The organism is Caballeronia sp. SEWSISQ10-4 2 (assembly GCF_030464885.1).
Classification (GTDB): domain Bacteria; phylum Pseudomonadota; class Gammaproteobacteria; order Burkholderiales; family Burkholderiaceae; genus Caballeronia.
Window position 1 is genome coordinate 22,915 of record NZ_JALPRJ010000020.1, and the last position, 22,591, is coordinate 45,505.

A 22,591-nucleotide genomic window follows, 5' to 3' on the forward strand; every position below is an offset into this window, starting at 1 on the left:
TACCATGACTGAGAGCGCTTCATCCACTTTCGCAACTGCTGCGCAGCAAGATCCGGTGATCAACATCATCGAGCAGGACCCACCCGTGGCCAATGACGCGGGCGCTTCATCTGGCAGCCGCGAGCGCGTTGGCAATCTTGAGCAGGCAGCACGCGATGCCGTGGCGGCTCACCGACGACGTGAGTTCGATGTGAAGGACGCACCGTACCAGTTCGCCTTCGAGGATCTCGGGCCCTCCCTCGTCACCGAGCACCATCGGTCCGACGTGGTGACGTCGATGATGGACCTGGTGCAGGCGAAATCGTGGCAGCGCATCCGCGTGGCGGGTCATACGGCGTTTCGCCGCGAGACGTGGTTGCAGGCGACGCTCCTCGGTATCCGGGTGAGCGGCTATGAGCCGAAGACAGCAGAGCTCGCGCGACTGAGCGACGCGCGTCGCGAACATCTGAGCAACCGTATCGAAGGCAGTGCGAAGCTGCCGGATGCCAGTAGCAGCGGCCAAGCGGATGACGCGGCCGTACCCGAGCAGCCCTCATCGTACATACGGCACATGCCACCCGTGCCGCCCGTGCCACCCGTGCCGCAGGTCGGTGATTCCGGTCGCGTAGGCGCGGAACTGCCCGTCGCCGCGGCTGCAGCGGCGCTGACAACAGCACCGCCGCTTGATGCCAACGATCGAGGCAGCGCGCGCGATGATGTACCCGACTCGCACCGGGAGAGCGGCGAGTGGGTCGAGCACGGTGGTGCCCAGCTCCAGCACAATCCGGCACGAAGCGAGTCCGACTATGTCGTGTATCAGGATCCTGTCGGTGCGAACCATGTGGTATCGGGCACGGATCTTGAACGCGCGCTCGTGCAGTCCCGGGCGGCGCTCGGTGAGCGCATCACGCTGGAGAACCTCGGCAAGCGCCGGGTGAGCGTCGAGGCGCCAGTGGTTGAGGCCACAGGCCGGGTGATCGGTCAGCAAGAAAAAGAGGCCTACCGCAACACCTGGCAGATTGATGTCGAGCGTGCGGAACAGACACGATCGGTGCAATCGACGTCCCGCGACGGGGCTGCCGACCGGGCGCCGGGGGAGATCGTGTCAGGGGCACCCCGCGCGCCGACGCACACACCGCGGCACAGCAGAAGCGAGCAGTCGGTGACCGCGCAGCGCGCGATGCAACTGGCGGTGATCGTTGCGGCAATGCGTGCGCAAGGGTTTAGCGAACGGTCGATTTCCCGTGTGGAGCGGCACGCGGAACGGATGATCGATGCATTTCACGCCGAAGGCGTCCGGATCCCACCGCCGAGGGTTTTTGATCCGTTGGCTCCATCCGTCCGGGGCCGCCACGCCCCGAATGCGCCGGATCGCGCCGCCAGCCGTGAGATCGAGCGCGCACTGTCTGAGCCGTCAGCGCCGCCGCTGTGAGGGTAAGCCGTGAGAACCCGTGCGCATCTGTACATCGAGTTGGGAGAGGCGAAGCCCCACTGGGACCGTTGGTGCGCGCGGCACGGTCTGACGCCTGCCGCGGGCGCGCGGCAACTGATTTTTGAGGCCATGCTGGGCGACGCTGCCTTGCACGACGCGATGCCAGAATCTTCCGTGCGTTGGACGGTCGTTAGGGAACATCGGGAGCGCGTCGCAATCCGGTTGACCACGACCGAACTGACAGCAGTGGAACAGCGTGCCGCTGCGTTGGGATTCAAGAAAAACCGGTGGATCGTCGCGCTAATTCGTGCGCATCTGACAGACGAGCCACAGTTCGGCGAACATGAAATGATGCTGCTCGCGACATCGAACCAGCAACTCGCGTCGATCGGCAGGTTGCTGGGCTGCATCGCCCGGGACGGCGCGCGGGTGGCTGGATGCACCGACGCCGTCGACCAGCAGCAGCTCGCAGCAATGAAGAAAGAGCTCGATGCTCATCTACGCGCAGTGGCAGCGCTCGTGCGCGCCAACCTCGATCGCTGGAGTCGATAGCATGTCGTATCCGAAAATCTACATCGATGCGATGCTTCTTAACTGGGGCGATCGCCTCTTTCACGCGCCGCTCAGGCACGTCGGTGCGCCTCGGCTATCCGGTGCGCGTCTGGGCGATGAGGCAGCGCAGGCAGCGCGAATGCGCGCGCAGCTCGCCCGCACGCTCAAGCGAGCGCCGGAAGTTATGGTCAAGATCGCCAACAAGGCGTCGAGCACGCAGGGCATGGGGGCGGTGCGCCAGCACCTGCGCTACATCTCGCGCAGCGGCCAAGTTGAGCTGGAGGATCAGGACGGGCAGATCATCGTCGGCGCACATGCATTGGGTGATCTTGCCGATGCGTGGCAACTGGGCGGTTGGGGCATCCCGGAAAAGAGTGCGCGCCGCGAGGCCTTCAATATCGTGCTGTCCATGCCACCGGGAACGGAGCGTCGGGCTGTGCGTGATGCGGCGAGGGATTTCGCGCGCCTGGAGTTTGGCGATGGCCGTGCCTACGTGTTTGCCGCACATGATGACGAGGCACACCCACACGTGCATCTGTGCGTGCAGGTCAGGGGGCCGGATGGCCGGCGCTTGCACCTGTACAAGCGCGATCTGCAGCGCTGGCGGGAGCGGTTTGCCGAACGCTTGCGCGCGCACGGGGTGGAGGCGAACGCGACTTCACGGCTCACACGGGGGGTGACCCAGCGGTACCCGAAGCAGGCGGTTGTGCATATGGCCGCGCGTGGGGAGGCACCCCGCTACTGGCGTGCCGTCGCGAATGACACGCAGCGGCGTGCCGGATGGCAAGCTCAGGGCGGTGTGTTTGCCGCGTGGCGCGAGGTGGCGCGGGCGATGGCTAGGTCGCACTTGCTTGAGGACCGGAAGATGGCGATTGAGGTCGTGAATTTCGTGTGGGCGATGCCCGTTCAGCGGGACAGACCCGAGGCGGGACGTTCGCGCACCGCACCGCGCGAGGTTCAAGACCGGTCGGCGCTCGATCACGGTCCGAAGCCCGGGGAGTGGGGCCCTGCCGTCGAGCGCTGACGCGCAAGAAGCCTCCACCTTATTGTTGGCGATGTTTCGGTCGAGTACTTGGTCTCGATGGTGGGCAAGCTAAACCGCATGCTATGCGACTGGACGAACTGCAGGCCGGCCAGATGTGCCTCTTCGGCCTGCCGCAGAAGCGTTTCAGCCTGGGCTTTCAGTTCAAGGTATGTTGCCATTGAGTGCCCCCGTTTTTGGCAGCGGACAATGTAGCCCGTCGCGCTGTTCCAACACACTTGAAGAACCCAGTTCAGTAAGCGCCGGAAGAACGGAGCGATCGCGCGGCAGATGATCATTTGCTGTGGAGGCTGCCGATGGCACTTCAGCGCGCCTTTATGTCCGGAATGATGCCCAGACGATAGGTGGTCACGAATGCTGGCCAGTCGACATGATCCGCCAGGTCGATGTCTGCGACAGCGTCGACCTTAGGCCGTGCACGCTCGAACAATGCAATGCAGATCGCGGGAAAATTGTTGCGGGACGGATAGACAAGGCCATCGAACAACGATGCCTGTGCATCATCTGTGAAGCCGTAGACGGTGTGCGATATGCGCTGTGTATGCACGTAACGGCGCGATGATAACTGTTCGAGATTCAGGCCGAAGTGCTGGACCATGACACCGGGTGCAGTCAGATCGAACAGCCTGATATCGTCCATGACGCCCACCGCGCGCACGACCCGGCCTTGTACTTCGGCCATGGTCATGGTGCGGGTTTTCCGGCGATGCCACTGATGCTGATGAAACACCGATTCCATCAGGACTGTGGCAAGGTCCGGCCCGAGATAAAGCACGCCGTATGTGCCATCCGGGGCATCGTATCGGTTGACGCGGCTACGACCAAAGTGAAGAGGGGTATCCCGGTAAGGCGTCCGGCTGACGTGCTGTAGCAGTGTGCCGGCAGGAAGTATCACGAAGGGCAGGACCGGACTCAAGCTTTCCCTCGGGCGTGAATGCCAAGGGCGTTAAGGACGGCACTGGTGACCTCGTCGACGCTGGTGCGGGTCACGACTTCAACGGGCGCCTGATCGCGCAGGACCTCGAGCGGTTCCGAGAGGGTATGAAAGAGCGTCCAGGCATCGATGTCCGGCGCACCGCTCAATACCGCCTGCGTCAGTTGTAGGCGGACCGGATCGAGCTGCCAATCCGGCAGGCGCTGTTTTCGGGAGCCGACGCTGAGCGCGAGCAGGCGCTTCGGCTCGGAGGCAAGATCCTTGTAGATCTGCTGACGTGACTTATGCGCGAGGCGGGCGAACTCGGCCAGCGGCAGGTTCTGCGGCTCGTCGAACGCCTGTAGCTGGGCGCGACGGCCTCGCTGGATGTCCGTTGGGCTCGGACTCCAGCGGGTATCAGCCCGAAGTGCCTGCGCCTTGTGAGCAAAAACTTCCGCAAGGGATTCCGGCCGTGGTTTCGCCTGTTTGGCTTGAGTGATTTTTTCGCGGATCAGCGCGTTCAACTGGGCGGTGAAAGTCTCCGGATCCGTGATTTTCGCGGCTTTTTCGAAGCGATGCACTTCTTCAAGTGTGACGTCCGGCCAATCCGCCCCCACGAACGAAGTCGTTGCTGACATGGCGTTCTCCAGACTAATCTCTAGGCCTCATAATATAGTCGCAAATGTCGTATTTGTCAACTTTGTAAACTAGCCAATATCGCTGGTACTTCGTCAAAGGAGGTACCGAGTGAGCCTTGCAAATATCAAATGCCGTCAACCGCAAGCGCACGCGCGTCTTTCTGAGTCGCGTATTCCGTCATCCAGAAAATACGGCCACTTGGGCTCCCCTCCCACCCAGTGGCCGGCAACTCGGACAGCTTCCGAGTCTCAATGCGGACGCAAACGGCGACATAAATTAGCGGCCGTGGTCACCGTTCCGCATGCTCGCATTGCCGAGCGGGCCGATCATATTCTGAAAAGCGCAAACGCCACGACGGCCGTGGGTCACGCAGGGCCGCCTGGCGATGGCGGACATCGGCATTTGGCTGGGCCAACCGGTAGAGTGGGCGAACGGGCTCGCGCGACGCTGTCAGCTTGTCTAGGCTGAGACACAAAGAGAGCCGAAATGGTTGTGATGCAGATTGGATAACTATGCTCTTAGCTTGCTTGGGATGGCCGGCAATACGACGGCTCACCGCTCGCACGCTCCATTTGCACTCACCCTTCAAGATTGCTTTTGCACGAGCCATTCCGGGGTTTTTGCGATTCCCGTCCCAAACAAGTCCTGGTCACGGGCGTCGCCGGCTACGACGAGCCCCCCATCGAGGATGTGCTAACGATGTGACCACCCTCGCCATGGGCACGGATCAAAGGGAGGAACGCCCTGATACCATTGAAGACGCATCAATGTTGACGCTCGTTGCCCAATGCCAATCATCAAACGTCGCGTCGGCCAACCCCGTGATCGTCCCAACGGCGGCGTTGTTGACCAAGATGTGAACCTTGCCGAAACGGCGGAGTGTCTCTTCGGCGGCGCGCACGGTCCCGGGGCGGTCGGTCACATCGACGTTGATGCCATGTACCATATCAGGCCACGGGTCTGTTCGGTTCATCCAGCAACAGCATCACCGTCAAACACGAGGGGTTCGTGCCGGAACACCGTTTCGCGGACTTGGCCATTGACGGCGATCAACCGCCACACAGTGCCGCATGCCGTCCGCCGCATGCCGTCCGTTACCGATCGGTAGAACCTGATCATTTTGACACGTTAGACCACGTCTTCCAGTCGCTCCATTATTCGAAGTGTTCTGCTGTTTTCTCAGTCATCCGAGTGGCGACCACATTGAGATTTCACACGTATCAATGAAACCTTCAAACGAAACCACGTCCCCGAAAAGACGACGTCTTTTGCAATTCGCAGTTGGACTCACATTTTTGTCTGGGGCTTGGAAACAGAGGCTCGCATCGGCGCAAGCGGGGGCATCCGGTGCGTTTGCTCGCGTGCGTCCGGGCGATCCGGGCTGGCCGTCCGAGACGCAGTGGAACGAACTCAGCCAGCAAGTCGGCGATGCACTGGTCAAAGTGCAATCGCCCTTGGTGACTTGCCTGAACTCGCCCGATAGTGACGACTGCAGGCAGCTATTCGAGGAACTCAAGAATCCCTATTTTCTCGGCGACGAGGTGAGCCTGACGCAGGCCCTCGGCTGGGTAGATGCGTGGACATCGATGCCCAGCGTCTACGCGGTGGCTGTCCGCAACACGAACGACGTCGTCGCCGCTGTCAACTTCGCACGCCGGAACAATCTCCGCTTCGTGGTGAAGGGCGGCGGCCACAGCTATCAAGGCACTTCGAATGCGCCGGACTCTCTGCTGGTCTGGACGCGAAACATGAACGACATCACCCTGCAGGACGCGTTTGTTGGTGAGGGATGCGAGGGACACGCCTTGCCGGTGCGAGCAGTCACGGTCGGGGCCGGCGCGCTCTGGGCGCACGTCTATGACGCGGTCACCACGCAGGCGGGCGGTTATGTGCAAGGCGGCGGCTGCATGACGGTCGGCGTGGCAGGCCTCGTCCAGAGCGGCGGGTTCGGCAGCTTTTCGAAAGCCTACGGACTGGCGGCGGGAAGCCTACTCGAAGCCGAAGTCGTCACCGCGGATGGCGTCGTTCGAATCGCCAATGCCTGCACGAATCCCGACTTGTTCTGGGCGCTGAAAGGCGGTGGTGGCGGAAGCCTCGGCGTGCTCACGCGGCTGACGCTACGCGTCCACGAATTGCCTGAGACCTTCGGCGCGGTGAACATGACGATCAAGGCCACATCGGCGCCTGCGTTCCGCCGGCTGATTGGCGTGATCGTCGACTTCTATCACCAGAACCTGCTGAATCCGCACTGGGGCGAACAGATCACGCTGCGCCACGACAACGTCCTCAAGATCGCAATGGTGTTTCAGGGGCTCAGCCGCAGCGAAGCGCAAGCGGTCTGGCAACCGTTCATGGATACGCTTGCCGCAGCCCCGGACGATTTCAAGGTTGAATTCTCGCCACTGAAGATCGTCGCCATCTCGGCCCGTAGCTTCTGGGCGCCGAACCTGTTCAAGAAACTCCTCGGCTTCATCAGCACCGACGACCGGTCGGGCGCACCCAAGGACAATGTCTTCTGGACGGGGAATCGGAAAGAGGCGGGACAAGTGCTGCACGGCTACGAGTCCGCGTGGCTTCCTGCGGCCTTGCTACAAGATGACCAGCGTCAATTGCTCGCCGACACGCTGTTTGCCGCGACCCGCCAATGGAGCGTGTCGCTGCACGTCAACAAGGGCTTGGCGGGCGCGCCGGCGGAGACCGTCGCTGCGGCGAGGGACACCGCCACGAACCCGGCCGTGCTGGACGCCTTCGCGTTGCTTATCGCCGGGGCGGAGGGGCCGCCCGCCTATCCGGGCATTCAGGGCCATGAGCCCGACACCGAGTTGGCGCGCAGGCACGCGCGGTCCATCGGACGCGCAATGGACGAAGTGCGCAAGCTGGTTCCGGACCCCGGTTCTTACGTCTCCGAAAGCAATTTCTTCGAGGTCGACTGGCAGCGGTCCTTCTGGGGCTCGAATTACAGGAGGCTCCTCGCCGTTAAAGATCGGTACGATCCCGATGGTTTGTTCTTCGTTCATCACGGCGTAGGGAGCGAACGCTGGAGCGCCGATGGTTTCACGAGGTTCGGATGAGGCTGATAACTTAAATTTAAGCTAAAACTCGCTTTCTGACGCACGCAATGACCGCCTTGCATCGTGCTCGGCTGGCTTGCGGACCGAGACCGGGCACCTTGCGACGTTTGAGAACTACACAGGAATGGCTGCTCCTGCGGCCACTGCGCACGGCCGCAGTGTGCGCAAAGGACAGCTCGTCACAGTGCAGCGCTGAAACGCGAAGCCTCCAGCGGGCGCTTGGGGGGCAACAGAACAGATCATCACGTGGTGCCCTAGTTTTTCATGACGATACCGCTCGGGTGCGGATTCGCATCGCTGATGTCCTCGGGGAGTAAGTTACCATCCGCGAGACCTTCATCAGCCTGTGCCGTGACCGGATGGCGCTCCGGATAGAGATGGCGCTCGGCAACTTGCGCATCGAACGTGCGCGACCACTTCGCAATCACGACCGTCGCGAGGCTGTTGCCGATCGTGTTGCAGGTGGCAATGGCCATTGACATGAAGCGGTACACACCGAAGATCACCGCGACCCCTTCAACGGGCAGGATGCCGGTCGAAGTCACCGTCGCCGCAAACACGACGAATGATCCACCCGAAACCGTGGCCGCGCCTTTGGATGTGAGCAGCATCAGCAACAGCAGGCCAATCTGATGCTCGAGCGTGATCGGCACATCGTACGCATGAGCGATGAACAGCACGCCCATCGACATGAACAGTGACGTCCCGTCGAGATTGAATGCATATCCGGTGGGCAACACGAGACCAACCGTCTGCTTGGCACAGCCAAGCCTTTCGAGTTTGATCAGCAGACGCGGAAGCGCACTTTCGGATGAAGCGGTACCCAGCACGATGAGGATCTCGTCCTTGATGTAGCGCAGGAACCGCCAGAGACTGAAGCCTGCCAGCTTCGCGATGATCCCCATCACCACGCCGATGAACAGCACCACGACCGCATAGAAGCTGAGCACAAGTTGAGCGAGCGCGATCAGCACGGCTGTTCCATTGCTGCCCACCGAGTAAGCGACCGCGCCGAAAGTGCCGAGGGGCGCGAGCTTCATCACCAGGTTGATGAACGAGAACAGCACTTCCGACACGAGATCGAGTCCTTCGTTGATCCTGACACGGCGTCCTTCTGGAATCGCGAGGATGCCGATACCGACCATCACCGCAAGCACGACCACCTGAAGCAGTTCTCCCTTCGCGAACGCGCCGATGAAGTTGTCCGGCACGATATGCATGACGAAGTCGACAAAGCCATGTGGCGCGGTCTTCCCCACTGCCGGCGGTGCCGATCCGACGGCGACGGCCGTCATGCCCTTTCCAATTTGCAGCAGATTGCCGGCCAGCAGTCCGACCATCAAGGCAATGGTCGAAACCACTTCAAAATAGACGATCGAGCGCCATCCGACTCGGCCTGCGCTCTTGATGTCACCGGCCGACGCGATGCCATGCACGATGGTGAGAAACACCAGCGGCGCGACACCGGCCTTAATGAGCGACAAGAAGATGTCGCCCAGCACTTTGAGCTGTGCGCCAAACTTGGGGAAAACCAGTCCGACGGCAATGCCGAGAACCAGTCCTACCAACACCTGCATACCCAGCTTGCGGTACCACGGCAGCCTTTTGGGCGGTGGAACGTTCGACGCTTCGTTCGATGCGATATCGTTGTTCATGATGTGTGCTCCTCCACGCCTTTGCCTTAGATGTCGCTGGACAATTCGACGGCTCGGTCAACCATTTGCGGCGCGAGGCCGAGATAGTTCGCGGGATCGGTCATTCGATCGATCGCTGAGCGATCAAAGTGCGTCGTGACTTCGGGTAGGGCTGCCAACGCTTCAGCGAGCGTGCCGCCTTTCTCGTTCACGGTGCGGCAGGCGTCGTACACAATGTCGTGAGCTTGCTGGCGGCCGGTGAATGGCGCCATGCCCATCATTACCGCCTCGGCGACGATTAGCCCTTTGGTGATGCCGAGGTTGTGTTTCATGCGCTCGGTGTCAACGATCAGCCCGCCCAGCGCGAACTTCGCTTGATGCAACGCGCCCGCTGACAGGATGAAGCTCTCGGGAATCGCGATCCATTCCGCATGCCACGGGCCGGTGGCGCGCTCGAAGTCCTGGATCATCGCGTCGACCATCAGGCCCGCGTGTTGACGCACGGCTTTCGCCGCGGCGAGCATGAGTTCGCTCGAAATTGGATTGCGCTTTTGTGGCATCGTGCTGCTGGCCCCGCGCCCCTTGACGAACGGCTCGTACACTTCGGCGAACTCGGTGGATGCCATGATCATGATGTCGAGTGCGATCTTGCCGAGCGAGCCTGTCACGAGTGCGAGCAGGTTCACCGCTTCGGCGAAACCATCACGTGCCACGTGCCACGTGGTCGCGGGCACGCCGAGTTTCAACTCGTCGGCCATGGCCTTCTGGACCTCGAAACCTTTGTCGCCAAGCGAAGCGAGCGTGCCCGCGGCGCCCGCAAATTCAACGACGGCCACCCTGGGACGCAGTTCTGCGAGGCGCTGCTGGTGCCGGTCGAACATGGCGAGCCAGATCGCCACCTTGTAGCCGAACGTGACCGGCAGTGCCTGTTGCAAGTGGGTGCGCCCCGCCATCGGCGTATCGCGATGCTTCTTCGCGAGATCCACCAGAATCGCACGCAGTTCGCGGATGTCGCCGTCGATCACGTCGAGCGCATCGCGCACCTGTAGCGACACCGCCGTATCCATGATGTCCTGCGTCGTCGCCCCCCAATGGACGTAGTGACCTGCGTCGCCGCACATGTGGACGAGCTGGTGTACAAGCGGCAGGATCGGGTAGCCGACGATGTCGGTTTCTTCCCGCATGTGATCGAAATCGATCCGATCGATCGTCGATTCACGGGCGATCACTTCCGCTGCTTGCGCCGGAATCACGCCGACTTGCGCTTCGGCCTTCGCCAGCGCGACTTCTACATCAATGTAGCGCTGCACGAGGGCGTAGTCCGAAAATAGCGCGCGCATTTTCGCGGTACCGAACGCATCGCGAAACAGGATGGAATCGACCACTGTGCTGGCCATGGGGATAGTGCGACTCGTCATGACGACCTCTTGAATTTGCAGGAAACCGGCGTAAAAGGGGGCTGGAGTCATTCGCCATTTGGCAATATGTCCGGACATATATAAATTAATATGTTCGGACATATCAAGCAAGATATGATTTACCCTAGCCCCGACAAATCCACCGTATCGCCACAGAAATGAACAGACCGCACTTCGCCGATATCGCCCGCGACTTGACTGAGGGCATTGCGTCCGGCCACTATCCGGTCGGCTCGTATCTGCCGACCGAGTTGGAACTGCGCGACCACTACCAGACGAGCCGGCATACGGTTCGCGCAGCGCTGCACGAGTTGCAGCAGCTTGGGTTCGTTTCACGGCGCAAGAACGCGGGAACGCGTGTCGAATCGGCGCAGCCGAGAAACGACTTTCGGCCGTCGCTCGCATCGGTGGACGATCTCGTGCAGTTCGGCTCCGAGCACCTGCGGCTCGTGCAGTCGACCGAGGAGGTCGTTGCAACGGGTAAGCTCGCCAAGACCCTGCAATGCCCCAACGGGACGCACTGGCTACGTGTTTCGAGTCTGCGCATCGACGCAAACAACGAAAGTCCGCCGGTCGGCTGGACCGATGTGTATATCGATCCGGCATACACCGAAGTCGCGCAGACAGCGCGCACGCAACCGGACACGCTGATCAGTTCGCTAATCGAGGCGCGCTACGGCCGGTGTATAGCGGAGATCCAGCAGGGCGTTCGGGCCGTGTTGATCTCGCAGGAAATGGCGGACCGTTTACAGGTGGCGATGGGAACGGCCGCCCTCGAAATCGTACGAAGATATTTGGACGCTGCAGGCGAGATGTTCGAGGTGTCGATCAGCGTACATCCGGCAGAACGCTTTTCCGTTTCGATGCGGCTCAAGCGCTCAGACAGTTGAGGCCGCAAGCCGCATCGGGTAGCTCAATCGGCTGCGCAGATTGACCATGCGGTCGCAGATCGATCTCGTGTCAACCAGCAGGTTGCTCTAATTTGACCCGAAAGGTGCGGCTCGACTAGTGTGAAGCGCCGATGCTCAGAGTCCGCCTGACCGCTTGGAGCAGACGTTGACGATACAACGCCGAATGATAGAAACGGATCGCTATGCAAAGCTTTACATAGGCTTTACATAGCGCCCCTTTGTACAAGGAATAGAACTGCTCGGAGGGAGTCTGTCGGGCGCAGTTGTTGTGCATCTGCCCCTTGGCGATCATGTGCATCGATTCCACCAAGCAGGTCCTGCAGTCAAGATCGCGCAACCCTGTTGCCTGTCCGGTTAGTGTCAGTTCTTGTAACGACTGACCGCAAAATCGTCTGCGGCAATCGCCGGCGTTGTGCCCGACATCAAATCCGCGAGCAGTTGTCCCGAACCGCAGGACATGGTCCAGCCCAGAGTGCCGTGGCCGGTATTAAGCCATAGGCCGGTGATCGCCGTCGGGCCGATAATCGGCGTGCCGTCTGGGGTCATAGGCCGCAGGCCAGTCCAGAAGCTGGCTTGGGTCACGTCGCCAGCATGCGGGAAAAGGTCGGTGACGACATATTCCAGCGTCTCGCGCCGGGTGCCGTGCAGTTCCTTGTCGAAGCCCACCAGATTGGCCATGCCGCCCACGCGAATTCGATCCTCAAAGCGGGTGATCGCGACTTTGTAGGTTTCGTCGAGGATGGTCGAGACGGGTGCCTGCGCCGCGCTGGTAATCGGCACGGTGATTGAATAGCCCTTGACGGGATAGACCGGAATGCTAACCAAGCCGCGCAGCAGTGCGGTGGAATAGCTGCCCAGTGCCACAACACAAGCGTCTGCAGTCAATGTTTCGCCGTTGGAACGTACACCCTTTAGCATGCCGCCTTCGACTACCAGGCCATCGATACTGCGCTTGAACAGGAACTGCACGTGTCGCGCTTGCGCCATCTCGGCCAGTTTGGTGGTGAACACATGGCAGTCGCCGGTTTCATCGCCTGGCAAACGCAGGCCACCGACCAGCTTATCCTTCGAGCCCTCAAGCGCCGGTTCGGCACGAGCCAGTTCGTCGCGTGACAGTAACTCATAAGACACCCCCATTTCCTTCAGAACGTCGATGTCTTTGGCGGTACCGTCCATTTGTTTTTGCGTGCGAAAGACTTGCAGCGTGCCCTGCTGGCGACCTTCGTAGGTGATATTGGTATCGTTGCGTAGCGTCATGAAGCAGTCGCGGCTATATTCGGCAAGCCGGACCATGCGCGCCTTGTTGACGGCATAGCGCCTTTTAGTACAGTTAGCCAGCATCTGTGTGAGCCATTGCACCTGAAACAAGGTGCCGTCCGGCTGGAGTGACAGTGGCGGATGCTTCTGCAGTAGCCATTTGACGGCCTTGGCGGGTACGCCCGGCCCGGCCCACGGCGACGCGTAGCCCGGTGAAATCTGGCCGGCGTTGCCGAAGCTGGTTTCGAGCGCCGCGGCGGGTTGGCGATCAAGCACCACCACCTCGTGGCCGGCGCGCGCCAGATACCACGCGCTTGTGACACCGACCACGCCTGCTCCAAGAATCAGAATTCGCATCAAAGTCTCCCGCAAAAAGGGGTTTTGTCGCAGTGAAGAGCGCACAGCAATTTTGATCGCTATGCAAAGCGCTGCTTATGTTGCAAGGTCGTAGAATTGATCGGCGCAGGTCCGATGGGTTCCTCGGGCACATTTCATCTGTCCTTTGGCGATCATGTGCATACTCATCACTTCGCCGTATTCGGTGAGCAAGGCGCGCTAACTGTCAATCTGCATGGTGTGGAACTCCACCAGTTGCGGCTGCATCTGCTACATCGTTCTTGTTGCCAATGTTAAACGCTTTGACGGACTTTCCCGATACCTGTTTTACCTGATGGCGCAGCCCGATCAGCTAGCCCTCATCCCGGCCTGTGAACTGACGCTGAATGAAACCTGGTTCACAGTCGGGATGCGCGGCACTGGAAGCAACTGCTTAGCCGCACTTATCGATTCCCGGCGACCAGCATGGCGCTCATGGGGTTGCTGACGATGAATTCGTAACGCTCAGGACGAATGTGGAATACCGTTGATTCGCATGCGCGCCCATTGGTGAGGTACGTCGTGCGTTTCATCACCAGTAACGGAGCGTGCTTGGAAACCGCGAGGCAGCGAGCGATGTCAGCGGACGCCGCAGCGGCACTGATCGACATGTCGGCGCGCTCGATATGCCATCCAGGCAGCGATTCCAGTATCTCGTACGATGGGGTGTTGGCTACCTGCTCACGCGAGACAGTCCGTGCTTCCGGTAACAGATAGGTTTGCGCGAGCGCGACGGGTTCACCTCCGACTGAGTGCAGTCGTTCGATATACACACAAGTTCGTACATCCGGGCCGAACACGCCTCGCAGCGCAGCAGGGGTATCTCGTTCCTGCATGCGCAGCAGTGCCATGTGCGGTTCGACGCCTTGCCGTGCGAGGGAGTCGTAAAACCCACGCAATACATCCAACCGGTGCTGCAACCGCTTTGCGGTGGCAAACGTCCCTTTGCCTTGCTTTCGGTCGACGAGTTTTTCGGCCGCCAGCTTGCCGATGGCAAGCCGCACGGTCACACGGCTTACGTCAAAACGCTCGCTCAGTTCAGCCTCTGACGGCAACTTTCCCGAGGGCTCGTAACTGCCGAGCTCGATCTCCTCACGCAGCGTCTCGGCAATCTGTTCGTAGAGCGACGTGACGTTTTCACGAATCAGTGTCATGACTTGCTTTGTTTCCTCGAAGCAGGATGCTGACCGACGCGGTCCTTTCCACAAATTCCGATATCGATGTGAAAACGCGTTAGATCGACAACTTGTATTAATACGTATTATGCCAACTCTCTGGTCGTCGAGCGACCGTCGCATTAAAACCGAATGAGGGGGAATTGGGAAGTGACGAGCGACACATCGGGCAATCCGCCGCTGGAACGAGAGAGCCCGACGCCGACCTCGGGCGCCGCGACCACCGCAGCAAGAGGGAACGAGGCAGGGCGCATGCACGCGCCGCGAGTAGCGCTAAAGGCGTGTGCTGGTTTCGTGCTCGCGTGGCTATGTTTCTTTGCCATTGCCTGGTTGATGCCGACACCGCAGGGCCTATCGGCGCAGGGAAAGGCTACGTTGGCGGTCGTGGCGTGGGTGGCCATCGTGTGGATCGTCGAGGCGATTCCGGTCGGCGTGAGCGGCATACTCGTTCCGATGCTGCTGGTTCTCTCCCATGCGGTCACGCCTTTCCCCAAGGCGGCGAGCGGGTTTGCCGCGCCTGTAGTGTTTCTATGCCTCGTAGCGTTCCTGTTCTCCGCCATCATGCAGGCGGCCGGTCTCGACCGGCGCATCGCGCTTTTCCTGCTCGACAGGTTCAAAGCGAGCACGGCAAATGGTGTGATCTGGGGCATGTTCGCTGTCAACTTCGTGTTGTCACTCGTCGTTCCCGCAGCCAATGCGCGGGCTGCGGCGCTGCTGCCGGTGACCAACGGCATCGTCGGACTGTTCGGCAATAGTGCGCGCGAGCGTGATGCGAAGAAGGCCATCGTCATTCAGACGCTCGTCTACGGCTCGATGATCGGTGGCATGTGCATTCTTACCGCGCACCTGCCGAATATGGTCGTCTCCGGCCTGCTGGAGAAGCAGCTCGGGATCCGGCTGTCGTATTTCACGTGGTTCACGCTGCAATGGCCTTATCTCGGTATGTTCGTGCTGACGCAGTTCTGGGTCCAACGTTACTTCAAGGCGCGCGCAGTGGCGATTCCCGGCGGCCGCCAGGCCATCGTCAATGAGCGGCGCAAGCTACCGCCCGCGGCCCGGAACGACTGCGCGGTACTTGCCGTGTTCGCCTTCGTCGCGTTGATGTGGGCAACCGAACCCTTGCACGGCTTGCAGTCCGAAATCGTCGCGCTGATCGGGCTTGCGCTGATGTTCGCGCCGGGCGTGCTGCGCTTTAGCTGGAAGGAGATACAGAACCGCACGATCTGGGGCACGCTGTTCCTGCTTGGCGGTGCGCTGTCGCTTTCTGCGGCCATCAGCGGTTCGGGACTCGCGCAGTGGGTTGCGGATCACATCTACACGGTTGCACACGGCTATGCGTGGTGGCTCATCCTCGCGATCGTGATGGTCGCCACTCACGTGATCCGGATCGGTATGTTGTCGAACGTAGCCGCTGTCACGATGATTGCTCCGATTGCGCTGGCGCTCGCCCCGCGCCTCGGTCTGCATCCGGTCGCGTTCACTCTGCTGGTTAGCGACACCGACAGCTTCGCTTACCTGCTGCCCACGCAAATCACGGCCGGCGTCATTGCGTACAGCAGCGGTACGTTCACGACGGCGGACTACGCGAAGGTTGGCGTTGTCTCGGTGCTCATCGCGATTGTCTATGGCATCTTCGTTATGGCGCCCTGGTATGCGTACGTTGGCGTACCGGTATGGAACCCGGCTGCGCCGTGGCCCTTTGCGCATTGACTTGCGTTTGCTCGAGAAACCGAAACCAGTATTGAGAGGCATCACAAAATGAGTGAAGAACAGCAAACCATGGAAGCCGCGGGCGTTGCGCTGCGCGAGCGCCTCGGGCGGCACGTTGCCCCCGCGGGACTGTATGAGCGCCATAAGGCGTTACCCTTTGCCGGACGCGTGAGCTGTAACGTCACGCATCTGGAGGCGGGCAGTTGGAACGAGATCGTGCTTGACTACGAGGTCGGTGCTTCCGGTATCGCCGATGGCGCGTGGCTCAAGGCGACATTCAAGTTCTACTCAGACTGGGCGCTGTTTCAGACGAGCGATGCCACTGCGGCCAACTTTATCAGCGCGGAATATCACGCGGCGCCGCTTGCGCCGGGCCAGAGTCCCGCGACGGTCCAGTCGTTGAATGTGCGCTTCGACCAGAAAGGTCATGAGCGGCCGTTCCAGAAGGCGGTGATCGTCGACGTGGCCGACGGCTATCTCAACGCCGGAGATCATATCGTGATTCGCCTGGGCGATCGGCGCCGTGGTCCGGGCACGCGTGTTCAGACTTTCGTTGAGGATCAGTTCCGGTTTCGGTTTTATGTCGACCCACTCGGCACGTCGCGCTTCGTGGCCGTTCCGGGCGACATCGTGATCGATATTCACGCAGGCGCTGCGTCGCAAATCCTGCTGAACGGGCCGCGCTTTGTGCGCCCGGGGCATGCCGCGCCGTTCCGCGTGTCGTTGCTGGATCGATGGGGCAACGCGTGCCGCGCTGTCGGCGGGCAGTTGCGAGTGCTCGCCTACGACAGTCGCGATCAGCTCGTCTATAACCGCGAACTGGACTTGCCCGAGCTGGGCTGGGCCACTTGCGTGCTGGATGACCTGCCGAGCGCGGAGGGCAGGTTGCGCATTGTCGTAGACGCGCCCGTGCTTCATCAAGTGCGCGCGGCGGAAGTCTATCTAACGATCGACGATAGCTTTCCGGTCGCGCGCTCACTGTATGCCGATCTACATGTTCATGCACACGACACGGTCGGCACCAACAGTCCAGCCTACAACGCTGCGTACGCGCGCGACATCGGTGGCATCGACGTGCTGGGGTACACCGCTAACGATTTCCAGATCACCGATGCCAACTGGAAACTCGGCGTGGATACCGTCGAACAATTCAACGAGGCAGGGCGCTTCGTGGTCTATCCCGTTCAGGAGTGGTGCGGCAGTTCGACGGCGGGCGGTGATCACAATGTCGTCTTTCTCGGCAACGAGCCGCCAGGATTCCCGTACAACGCCCGTGGCGAACATAACCGGACACTGGTGTGGAACGAGGACATGAAGGGCAGCACCGTCGAACTGGGCCGCTGGCCGGTCGAAGAGCTGTGGGACGCGTATGTCGGCGACGCCGAGCATCATCTCATCATGCCGCACGTTGGAGGGCGCCGGTACATTCCCGACTGGCATCACCCGGAACTCGAACGGCTGGTCGAGATCGCCTCGAGCTGGGGTCACTTTGACTGGCTATACCGCGACGTGATTGCACGCGGCTATCAACTCGGCGTCGCGGCGAGCGGCGACGAACATCGCGGCAGACCGGCCGGTGGTGCGCCCGGCGTACAGGTGTTCGGCGTGCACGGCGGGTTGACCGGCGTGCTGTCCGACACGCTCGACCGAAAAGCTGTGGGTCGTGCGCTGCGGGCGCGCCGTACATGGGCGACAACCGGTGAGCACAGCGCCGCGCTCGTTCGTTGCGGCGAACACTGGCAGGGCGATGCGTTCGAGCATCGCGGACCGGCCATGCTCGACTACCGCCTCCTTGGCCGTGCCGGTTGGGAATACGTAGCAGCGTTCGACCACTCGGGTCTGGTCTGGGAGCGCAACCTGCACGAGGAACTGGGCTACTCGGCGCGGCTGATTCGCGTGCGATGGGGTGGTGCGCGCATTCGCGACCGCTATCGCTGGGCTTCCTGGCGGGGGCGTATCCGCATTGTCAACGGCACCATCAACAACTTCGGAGCCTCGGGTTTCGAACACGTCGAGGAAGCCGCGTGGCGCACGGGCACGACTGACATCGAATTCCACAGCGATACCTACGGCGACGCCGACAGTGTCGAAATCGATGTCAGCAATCTCGCGAACGCCCGCATTGTGGTCGAAGGGACTATCGACAGTTTCGTGAAGGTGGGCGATCCCCTGCAAGGCAATCCGTTTGCCCATGCACCAGTGTTTCGCTGGGAAATCAGTGGTGCCGAGTTGCTCGCACAGGGAGCGGCGAGGCACGAGCTCGGTGGGACAGATCTGTTCGTGGCGCTGGAGCGTCTGACCGATAAGCCATTGCCGGCGGATCTGTCCGGCAGCCTGGAGATTGCGCCGCTGAACTCGCCGTTTGGTTTTCGGCCGGTCTACCTCTTTGGTCGGCAACGGGACGATAGCAAAGTCTGGTCATCCGCTCAGTTCATTACCTTCGAAACCGCACACGATCCCGCGCAAAATACTTCGCTTTGACGTGAAGCTGATGGCTCTGCAGGTAGCGACGATGAACGAAAGACGGCAAATTCACCGTTACTTCATCGAGCTGAAAGAACCGCCTTTCAGACGGCGTGGTTGAATAAATCGATTTTTCAGCCCGAAGGCGGCCGATCTGGCACGATCGGCAATTGACTTGACCTGCAGAAGAGCCGATGCCGTACAAACGCAACCAGAGCCGCCGACACAAGATCGAAAAAGCGCGTTACAAGGTGACCAACGGGCCAGAATATAACAAAGCCTTGCGCCAGCGTGGCGATATCACGATCTGGCTTACCGAGGTGGCGCTCGCCGCATGGCATTTGGCCAAGACTGGCGCTCGTGGCAGGCCGCAGGAATATTCTGATCTCGCGATAGAAACCGCTTTGTTCATCCGCCAGGTCTTTCATCTGCCGCTACGTCAGACTGAAGGTTTCATGAACTCGCTTAGCTGCCTCATGAAGAGCACCATCAGCATTTCACTACCCCGGCACGTCCTGAGCCGGGCGATGGGTCCCGGTAGCCTCGTGATCGTTGACGCCACCGGACTGAAGGTCTACGGCAAAGACGAATGGCATCAGGAGAAACACGACGTTGCGGCTCGCCGGACCTGGCGCAAGCTCCATCTTGCGGTCGACGAACATCATCAAATTGTTGCCTACGAACTGACCCCCCAGAAGTCGGTGATCCGAGCGCGGTACCGGATCTGCTCGCCCAAATCGTCACCCCTTTTAAGACCTTCATGGGCGACGGTGCATACGATGGTGAGCCGGTTTCGCAAGCTGTTCTGAATCATCAGCCCAACGTTCAGGTGGTCATTCCACCGCACAAAACGGCCTTGCTCTCAGCCGCTGGCGACACGCAGCGAGACCGCCATATTCAGGTCATTGCACAACAAGGCCGCCTCGCCTGGCAGCGCATCACCGGCTACAACCTGCGCAACTATGCCGAGCTTGCGATGCAGCGCTACAAGCGCATTTTCGGCAACACCATGAAGGCGCGCGCGCTGCCGCAGCAGAACACCGAGGCATGGATCAGTGTGTCGGCACTGAACCGAATGACCAGTCTCGGTATGCCGGTGTCCGTGAAAGTCTAAAAAATAGCGAACACCGGCGCGCTTTGCTCAAATTTTTCTTTATTCAACAACGCCGGTAGCCGCGGCGTAGGGGTGATGCTGGGGTGGCTTGTTCGCTTCACGCGGACTGGATGATCGATGCAAACGACGCATCCCAGAACGGGGCGACGTTCGCGGGGCCGTCCAGCACACCGATATGCGCGAACACGTCTGCAACTTCCTGATGTCTGGCAATCACATCGGGCCTTACGTTCAGTAGCTCAAAATCATCGCTGCGTCGATTGAACATGGCAACCAGATCGTCGACCGGTACGCGCGTTTCGGCGCTTTGTACACGTGCATAGTCAATGAAGTGCGGATTTGCCCACGCATACGCACGCCGCAGCCGCACGAGCAGGTCACTGATCGCGGCACGGCGCCGCGCATCGTCCAGCGCGCGCGGATTCGCGTAGATTGGGAAATTGCCCGACAGATACCCCTCTCCTGTTGCCAACTCGCGTGCACCATAGCGGTTGCGTGCAAGTTGGCCGTTATAGCCGTATATCGCCCATGCGTCGATGTCCCCGCCGGCGAACGCGGATAGCCCGTCCGCCGGTGCGAGGTTGATCGCGCGGATGTCATCGAACGACAAGCCCGCTTCCGTCAACTGCCGGTATAGGAAGTAGTGCGACGTGGTCCCGCGCACATACCCGACGCGTTGTCCTTTCAGTTCGGCGATGCGCCGGATAGGAGTGTCCTTGCGAGCAAGCGTCACCTGATTGTTCAGATCTTCGCGGGTACGCGCAATGAACTTCACGTTTGCTTTCTGGCGTGCGGCGAATACCGCGGGAATCTCACTGCCAGAACCGATATCGAGCGCATCTGCGTTGATTGCCTCGATATGTAGCAGGCCATTGTTCAACTCGTGCCACTCTATTCGGTATGGTGTGTCTGCAAGCCCGGACGCGGTGAGCAGCGGCGTCCAGCCGCCCTTATAGGTGGCGACGCGTAATGTGACGCCAGCAAGCACCTCAGCATTCGCCGGTGCGGGGGACGCGAACGCAAGGCAAGGCGCAAGCGGGGTTGCCGCCAGCGCTACGCCGAGCCTAAGCAAACGGCGGCGGGATGCCGACAGTGTGGACATTGAAGGTTTCCTCCGGAAAAGGCCGTCGGCGCGAGATCTGCTGTCCTCGGCGATAGGCGGGCCATTATAAGAGGCGTCGCTCGCGCAAGGCCAATATCGAATTGGAAGATCTATATCGGTTTAGGTATGAATTGCATACGTTGAAGGAACGAGCTGCCCGTTGCATCGCTTGCAGTCAAAAGTAAACGGCCCTTGCGTCATCTCCATTGTGAAGAGTGAGGCGGTGATGACGTTTGCAGACGAGGTCTCAGGCACGCAAACAGCACTGCGGCCGCCCAATCGCCGAACATAATGCCTGCAGTTCTTCAGTGCCTTCGGAGGGAAGCTGCGCGATCTGTTGCCGGGGAATGACTCAAATATCGTCGCCGCCAATAGAGCAGAAAGCAAGCGCGAATTTACGCGCCACCAAGCGTTGCGCTCTGCAGTTCAAAAGAAATGCATGATGCCAAACCGCAAAATAAATTGTCGCGCGCTGTCCGATGGCGTCACCGTAAGGATGGACGCAACCGCAGACTGTCGTGTGGAGTCGGTGCCGCCCGCCATCACGTACGTACCAAGGCAATAGATGTCCGTCCGTTTCGAAAGCAGATAGTGGAGAGCCGCGTTGAATTGGTTGTAGTGTGCAGGCGCTTTGCCATCGATTGCGCCGCCCGTCAGAAAGTCATATGCGCCCGTTAACACAACCGCCGGCGTCACGAGATAGCGGACGTATGCGGCGTAGCTATTGAACACCGCATTGCCACTGTATCCAAACGGGTTGGTCAATGAAAGCGTCCCGGACGCTGGATCGCCAAGGGAGCCAAATTTGATATTTGAGTAGTTCACGCCTACAGAAAACGTACTGGTTCCATACTGACCGCCTGCCGCAATCACCTGATAGGTGCTCGCCGACGCAAAACCACCATATACAGGATTACCCTGAACCCCGGCGGTGGCACCAAGGTTATTCGCCGTTGGTGAGCTGAGCTGGTTGTCGCCGAAGAATGACTGATTTGGATCGCGAACCTTGAGGTACGCGGCTGCGACCTTGGCTGGTCCGTTCGCGAATGACGCGCCGAACGAATAGATGCTGTTTCGCGATACCGAGCCTGCCACTCCACCGAAGCTGTACATGCCGCTTACAACGAGACCATGGAATGACGCGCTCGTGAATTTCACCGCATTGTTGGTGCGGTAGGTGTCCGCGAAGTTGTCGATATCGTTGCCGTGCGCTGTAAAAGTTCCACCGCCTCCCGCGGCCGCAGCGCTCAATGGGCGAAGAAAATCGACGACGGAATCATACTGCCGGCCAAGCGTCAAGGTTCCAAACGGTGCACTGAGGCCCACGAACGACTGCCGCCCGAAAAACGTACCGCCTTCCTGCAGCTTGCCCGTGCCGATGTCGAAGCCGGTTTCCAGTGTGAAGATCGCCTTGTATCCTTGACCGAGATCCTCGGTTCCGCGCAGCCCCAACTGGTTGCCCGCCATCACGGTACTGCTCGTGGTGTACTGCGCCCGTCCCACGCGGTGACCCGATGCATTTATCGATTGCGCGTCGCTGATGTAGTTGATGCCCTGATCAATGATCCCGTAAATGGTGACCGAAGATTGCGCGACGGCACCTGTGGATGCAAGGAGGCCAGGCACAATTGCGATAAATAGAGCGCTCGTCTTCATTTATTCACTCCTGTTTTTGTTTCTTGCAGACGTGGCAGCAGGCGGGCCGCCATCGCGTACAGTCTGACGGCAGAGCCTTAAGCCTGTAGAGCCAATTGCGCAGAGAAACTATGTCTGATTTTATATAAGTAATACTAATTATTATGAA

Annotated in this window: 16 protein-coding genes and 4 pseudogenes; 8 read left to right on the forward strand and 12 right to left on the reverse strand. The window is 60.3% G+C overall.

Annotation, left to right across the window (positions count from 1 at the left end; genetic code table 11):
- Positions 1–4: 4 nt before the first annotated feature.
- The 3 genes from M0D69_RS15550 to M0D69_RS15560 are packed head-to-tail and all read left to right on the forward strand — an operon-like array spanning position 5 to position 2,987.
- Entirely contained in the window at positions 5–1,411 is a 1,407-nt protein-coding gene (locus M0D69_RS15550) for an LPD7 domain-containing protein (RefSeq protein ID WP_301782855.1), read from the forward strand.
- Positions 1,412–1,420: 9 nt separating this feature from the next.
- Complete coding sequence (locus M0D69_RS15555; protein WP_301782856.1) at positions 1,421–1,963, forward strand: plasmid stabilization protein; 543 nt, start codon at positions 1,421–1,423, stop codon at positions 1,961–1,963.
- Between the two features lies 1 nt (position 1,964).
- Entirely contained in the window at positions 1,965–2,987 is a 1,023-nt protein-coding gene (locus tag M0D69_RS15560; protein WP_301782857.1) for a relaxase/mobilization nuclease domain-containing protein, read from the forward strand.
- Between the two features lie 322 nt (positions 2,988–3,309).
- Here M0D69_RS15560 and M0D69_RS15565 read toward each other — a convergent pair whose 3' ends face one another.
- The 3 genes from M0D69_RS15565 to M0D69_RS15575 form a co-directional block, all read right to left on the reverse strand.
- A complete protein-coding gene (locus M0D69_RS15565) occupies positions 3,310–3,921 on the reverse strand; it encodes an RES family NAD+ phosphorylase (RefSeq protein WP_301782858.1) in 612 nt (203 codons plus the stop codon).
- The gene (locus M0D69_RS15570) at positions 3,918–4,556 is read right to left on the reverse strand and encodes an integrase (protein ID WP_301782859.1); all 639 of its coding nucleotides are present in this window, start codon (positions 4,554–4,556) and stop codon (positions 3,918–3,920) included. Before M0D69_RS15570 ends, M0D69_RS15565 begins: the two co-directional genes overlap by 4 nt.
- Positions 4,557–5,284: 728 nt before the next feature.
- Positions 5,285–5,530, reverse strand: a complete 246-nt coding sequence (locus M0D69_RS15575) for an SDR family NAD(P)-dependent oxidoreductase (protein ID WP_301782860.1) — start codon at positions 5,528–5,530, stop codon at positions 5,285–5,287.
- A 322-nt stretch (positions 5,531–5,852) separates the two neighbouring features.
- Here M0D69_RS15575 and M0D69_RS15580 point away from each other — a divergent pair, with 322 nt between their 5' ends.
- Complete coding sequence (locus M0D69_RS15580) at positions 5,853–7,628, forward strand: FAD-binding oxidoreductase (protein ID WP_301782861.1); 1,776 nt, start codon at positions 5,853–5,855, stop codon at positions 7,626–7,628.
- Between the two features lie 254 nt (positions 7,629–7,882).
- On the opposite strand, the gene M0D69_RS15585 is transcribed toward M0D69_RS15580, so the two are convergent.
- Positions 7,883–9,283 (reverse strand): cation:dicarboxylase symporter family transporter, encoded by a 1,401-nt coding sequence (locus tag M0D69_RS15585; RefSeq protein WP_301782862.1) that lies wholly within the window; start codon positions 9,281–9,283, stop codon positions 7,883–7,885.
- Between the two features lie 26 nt (positions 9,284–9,309).
- Entirely contained in the window at positions 9,310–10,680 is a 1,371-nt protein-coding gene (locus tag M0D69_RS15590) for an adenylosuccinate lyase family protein (protein ID WP_301782863.1), read from the reverse strand.
- 158 nt (positions 10,681–10,838) lie between these two features.
- Here M0D69_RS15590 and M0D69_RS15595 point away from each other — a divergent pair, with 158 nt between their 5' ends.
- Positions 10,839–11,570 (forward strand): GntR family transcriptional regulator, encoded by a 732-nt coding sequence (locus tag M0D69_RS15595; protein WP_301782864.1) that lies wholly within the window; start codon positions 10,839–10,841, stop codon positions 11,568–11,570.
- 238 nt (positions 11,571–11,808) lie between these two features.
- Here M0D69_RS15595 and M0D69_RS15600 read toward each other — a convergent pair.
- From M0D69_RS15600 to M0D69_RS15620, 5 genes and pseudogenes are all read right to left on the reverse strand, one after another.
- Positions 11,809–11,898: pseudogene (locus M0D69_RS15600) on the reverse strand (IS6 family transposase); the annotation flags it as partial.
- A 53-nt stretch (positions 11,899–11,951) separates the two neighbouring features.
- A complete protein-coding gene (locus M0D69_RS15605) occupies positions 11,952–13,205 on the reverse strand; it encodes a D-amino acid dehydrogenase (protein ID WP_301782865.1) in 1,254 nt (417 codons plus the stop codon).
- A gap of 75 nt (positions 13,206–13,280) precedes the next feature.
- A pseudogene (locus tag M0D69_RS15610) lies at positions 13,281–13,367 on the reverse strand (IS6 family transposase); the annotation flags it as partial.
- A gap of 46 nt (positions 13,368–13,413) precedes the next feature.
- Positions 13,414–13,527: pseudogene (locus tag M0D69_RS15615) on the reverse strand (IS110 family transposase); the annotation flags it as partial.
- 100 nt (positions 13,528–13,627) lie between these two features.
- Positions 13,628–14,377 carry a GntR family transcriptional regulator gene (locus M0D69_RS15620; protein WP_301782866.1) on the reverse strand — a complete coding sequence of 250 codons (750 nt, stop codon included), beginning with the start codon at positions 14,375–14,377 and terminating at the stop codon, positions 13,628–13,630.
- Positions 14,378–14,548: 171 nt separating this feature from the next.
- Between M0D69_RS15620 and M0D69_RS15625 the strand changes: the two genes are divergently transcribed.
- The 3 genes and pseudogenes from M0D69_RS15625 to M0D69_RS15635 all read left to right on the forward strand — a co-directional run bounded on the left by M0D69_RS15625 (position 14,549) and on the right by M0D69_RS15635 (position 19,685).
- Positions 14,549–16,108: a DASS family sodium-coupled anion symporter gene (locus M0D69_RS15625; protein WP_301782867.1), complete on the forward strand. Its 1,560-nt coding sequence runs from the start codon at positions 14,549–14,551 to the stop codon at positions 16,106–16,108.
- Between the two features lie 48 nt (positions 16,109–16,156).
- Positions 16,157–18,589, forward strand: a complete 2,433-nt coding sequence (locus tag M0D69_RS15630; RefSeq protein ID WP_301782868.1) for a hypothetical protein — start codon at positions 16,157–16,159, stop codon at positions 18,587–18,589.
- 176 nt (positions 18,590–18,765) lie between these two features.
- A pseudogene (locus tag M0D69_RS15635) lies at positions 18,766–19,685 on the forward strand (IS5 family transposase).
- Between the two features lie 97 nt (positions 19,686–19,782).
- Here the strand turns inward: M0D69_RS15635 and M0D69_RS15640 are convergent.
- Positions 19,783–20,787, reverse strand: coding sequence for an ABC transporter substrate-binding protein (locus M0D69_RS15640; protein ID WP_301782869.1), 1,005 nt, complete (start codon positions 20,785–20,787; stop codon positions 19,783–19,785).
- Between the two features lie 426 nt (positions 20,788–21,213).
- Complete coding sequence (locus M0D69_RS15645; protein WP_301782870.1) at positions 21,214–22,443, reverse strand: porin; 1,230 nt, start codon at positions 22,441–22,443, stop codon at positions 21,214–21,216.
- Positions 22,444–22,591 lie beyond the last annotated feature (148 nt).

Coding starts and splice junctions, on each gene's coding strand:
- M0D69_RS15630 (WP_301782868.1), top strand. CDS start 16,157: ATGAGTGAAGAACAGCAAACCATGGAAGCCGCGGGCGTTGCGCTGCGC.
- M0D69_RS15605 (WP_301782865.1), bottom strand. CDS start 13,205: ATGCGAATTCTGATTCTTGGAGCAGGCGTGGTCGGTGTCACAAGCGCG.
- M0D69_RS15550 (WP_301782855.1), top strand. CDS start 5: ATGACTGAGAGCGCTTCATCCACTTTCGCAACTGCTGCGCAGCAAGAT.
- M0D69_RS15590 (WP_301782863.1), bottom strand. CDS start 10,680: ATGACGAGTCGCACTATCCCCATGGCCAGCACAGTGGTCGATTCCATC.
- M0D69_RS15620 (WP_301782866.1), bottom strand. CDS start 14,377: ATGACACTGATTCGTGAAAACGTCACGTCGCTCTACGAACAGATTGCC.
- M0D69_RS15595 (WP_301782864.1), top strand. CDS start 10,839: ATGAACAGACCGCACTTCGCCGATATCGCCCGCGACTTGACTGAGGGC.
- M0D69_RS15570 (WP_301782859.1), bottom strand. CDS start 4,556: ATGTCAGCAACGACTTCGTTCGTGGGGGCGGATTGGCCGGACGTCACA.
- M0D69_RS15585 (WP_301782862.1), bottom strand. CDS start 9,283: ATGAACAACGATATCGCATCGAACGAAGCGTCGAACGTTCCACCGCCC.
- M0D69_RS15645 (WP_301782870.1), bottom strand. CDS start 22,443: ATGAAGACGAGCGCTCTATTTATCGCAATTGTGCCTGGCCTCCTTGCA.
- M0D69_RS15560 (WP_301782857.1), top strand. CDS start 1,965: ATGTCGTATCCGAAAATCTACATCGATGCGATGCTTCTTAACTGGGGC.
- M0D69_RS15575 (WP_301782860.1), bottom strand. CDS start 5,530: ATGAACCGAACAGACCCGTGGCCTGATATGGTACATGGCATCAACGTC.
- M0D69_RS15640 (WP_301782869.1), bottom strand. CDS start 20,787: ATGTCCACACTGTCGGCATCCCGCCGCCGTTTGCTTAGGCTCGGCGTA.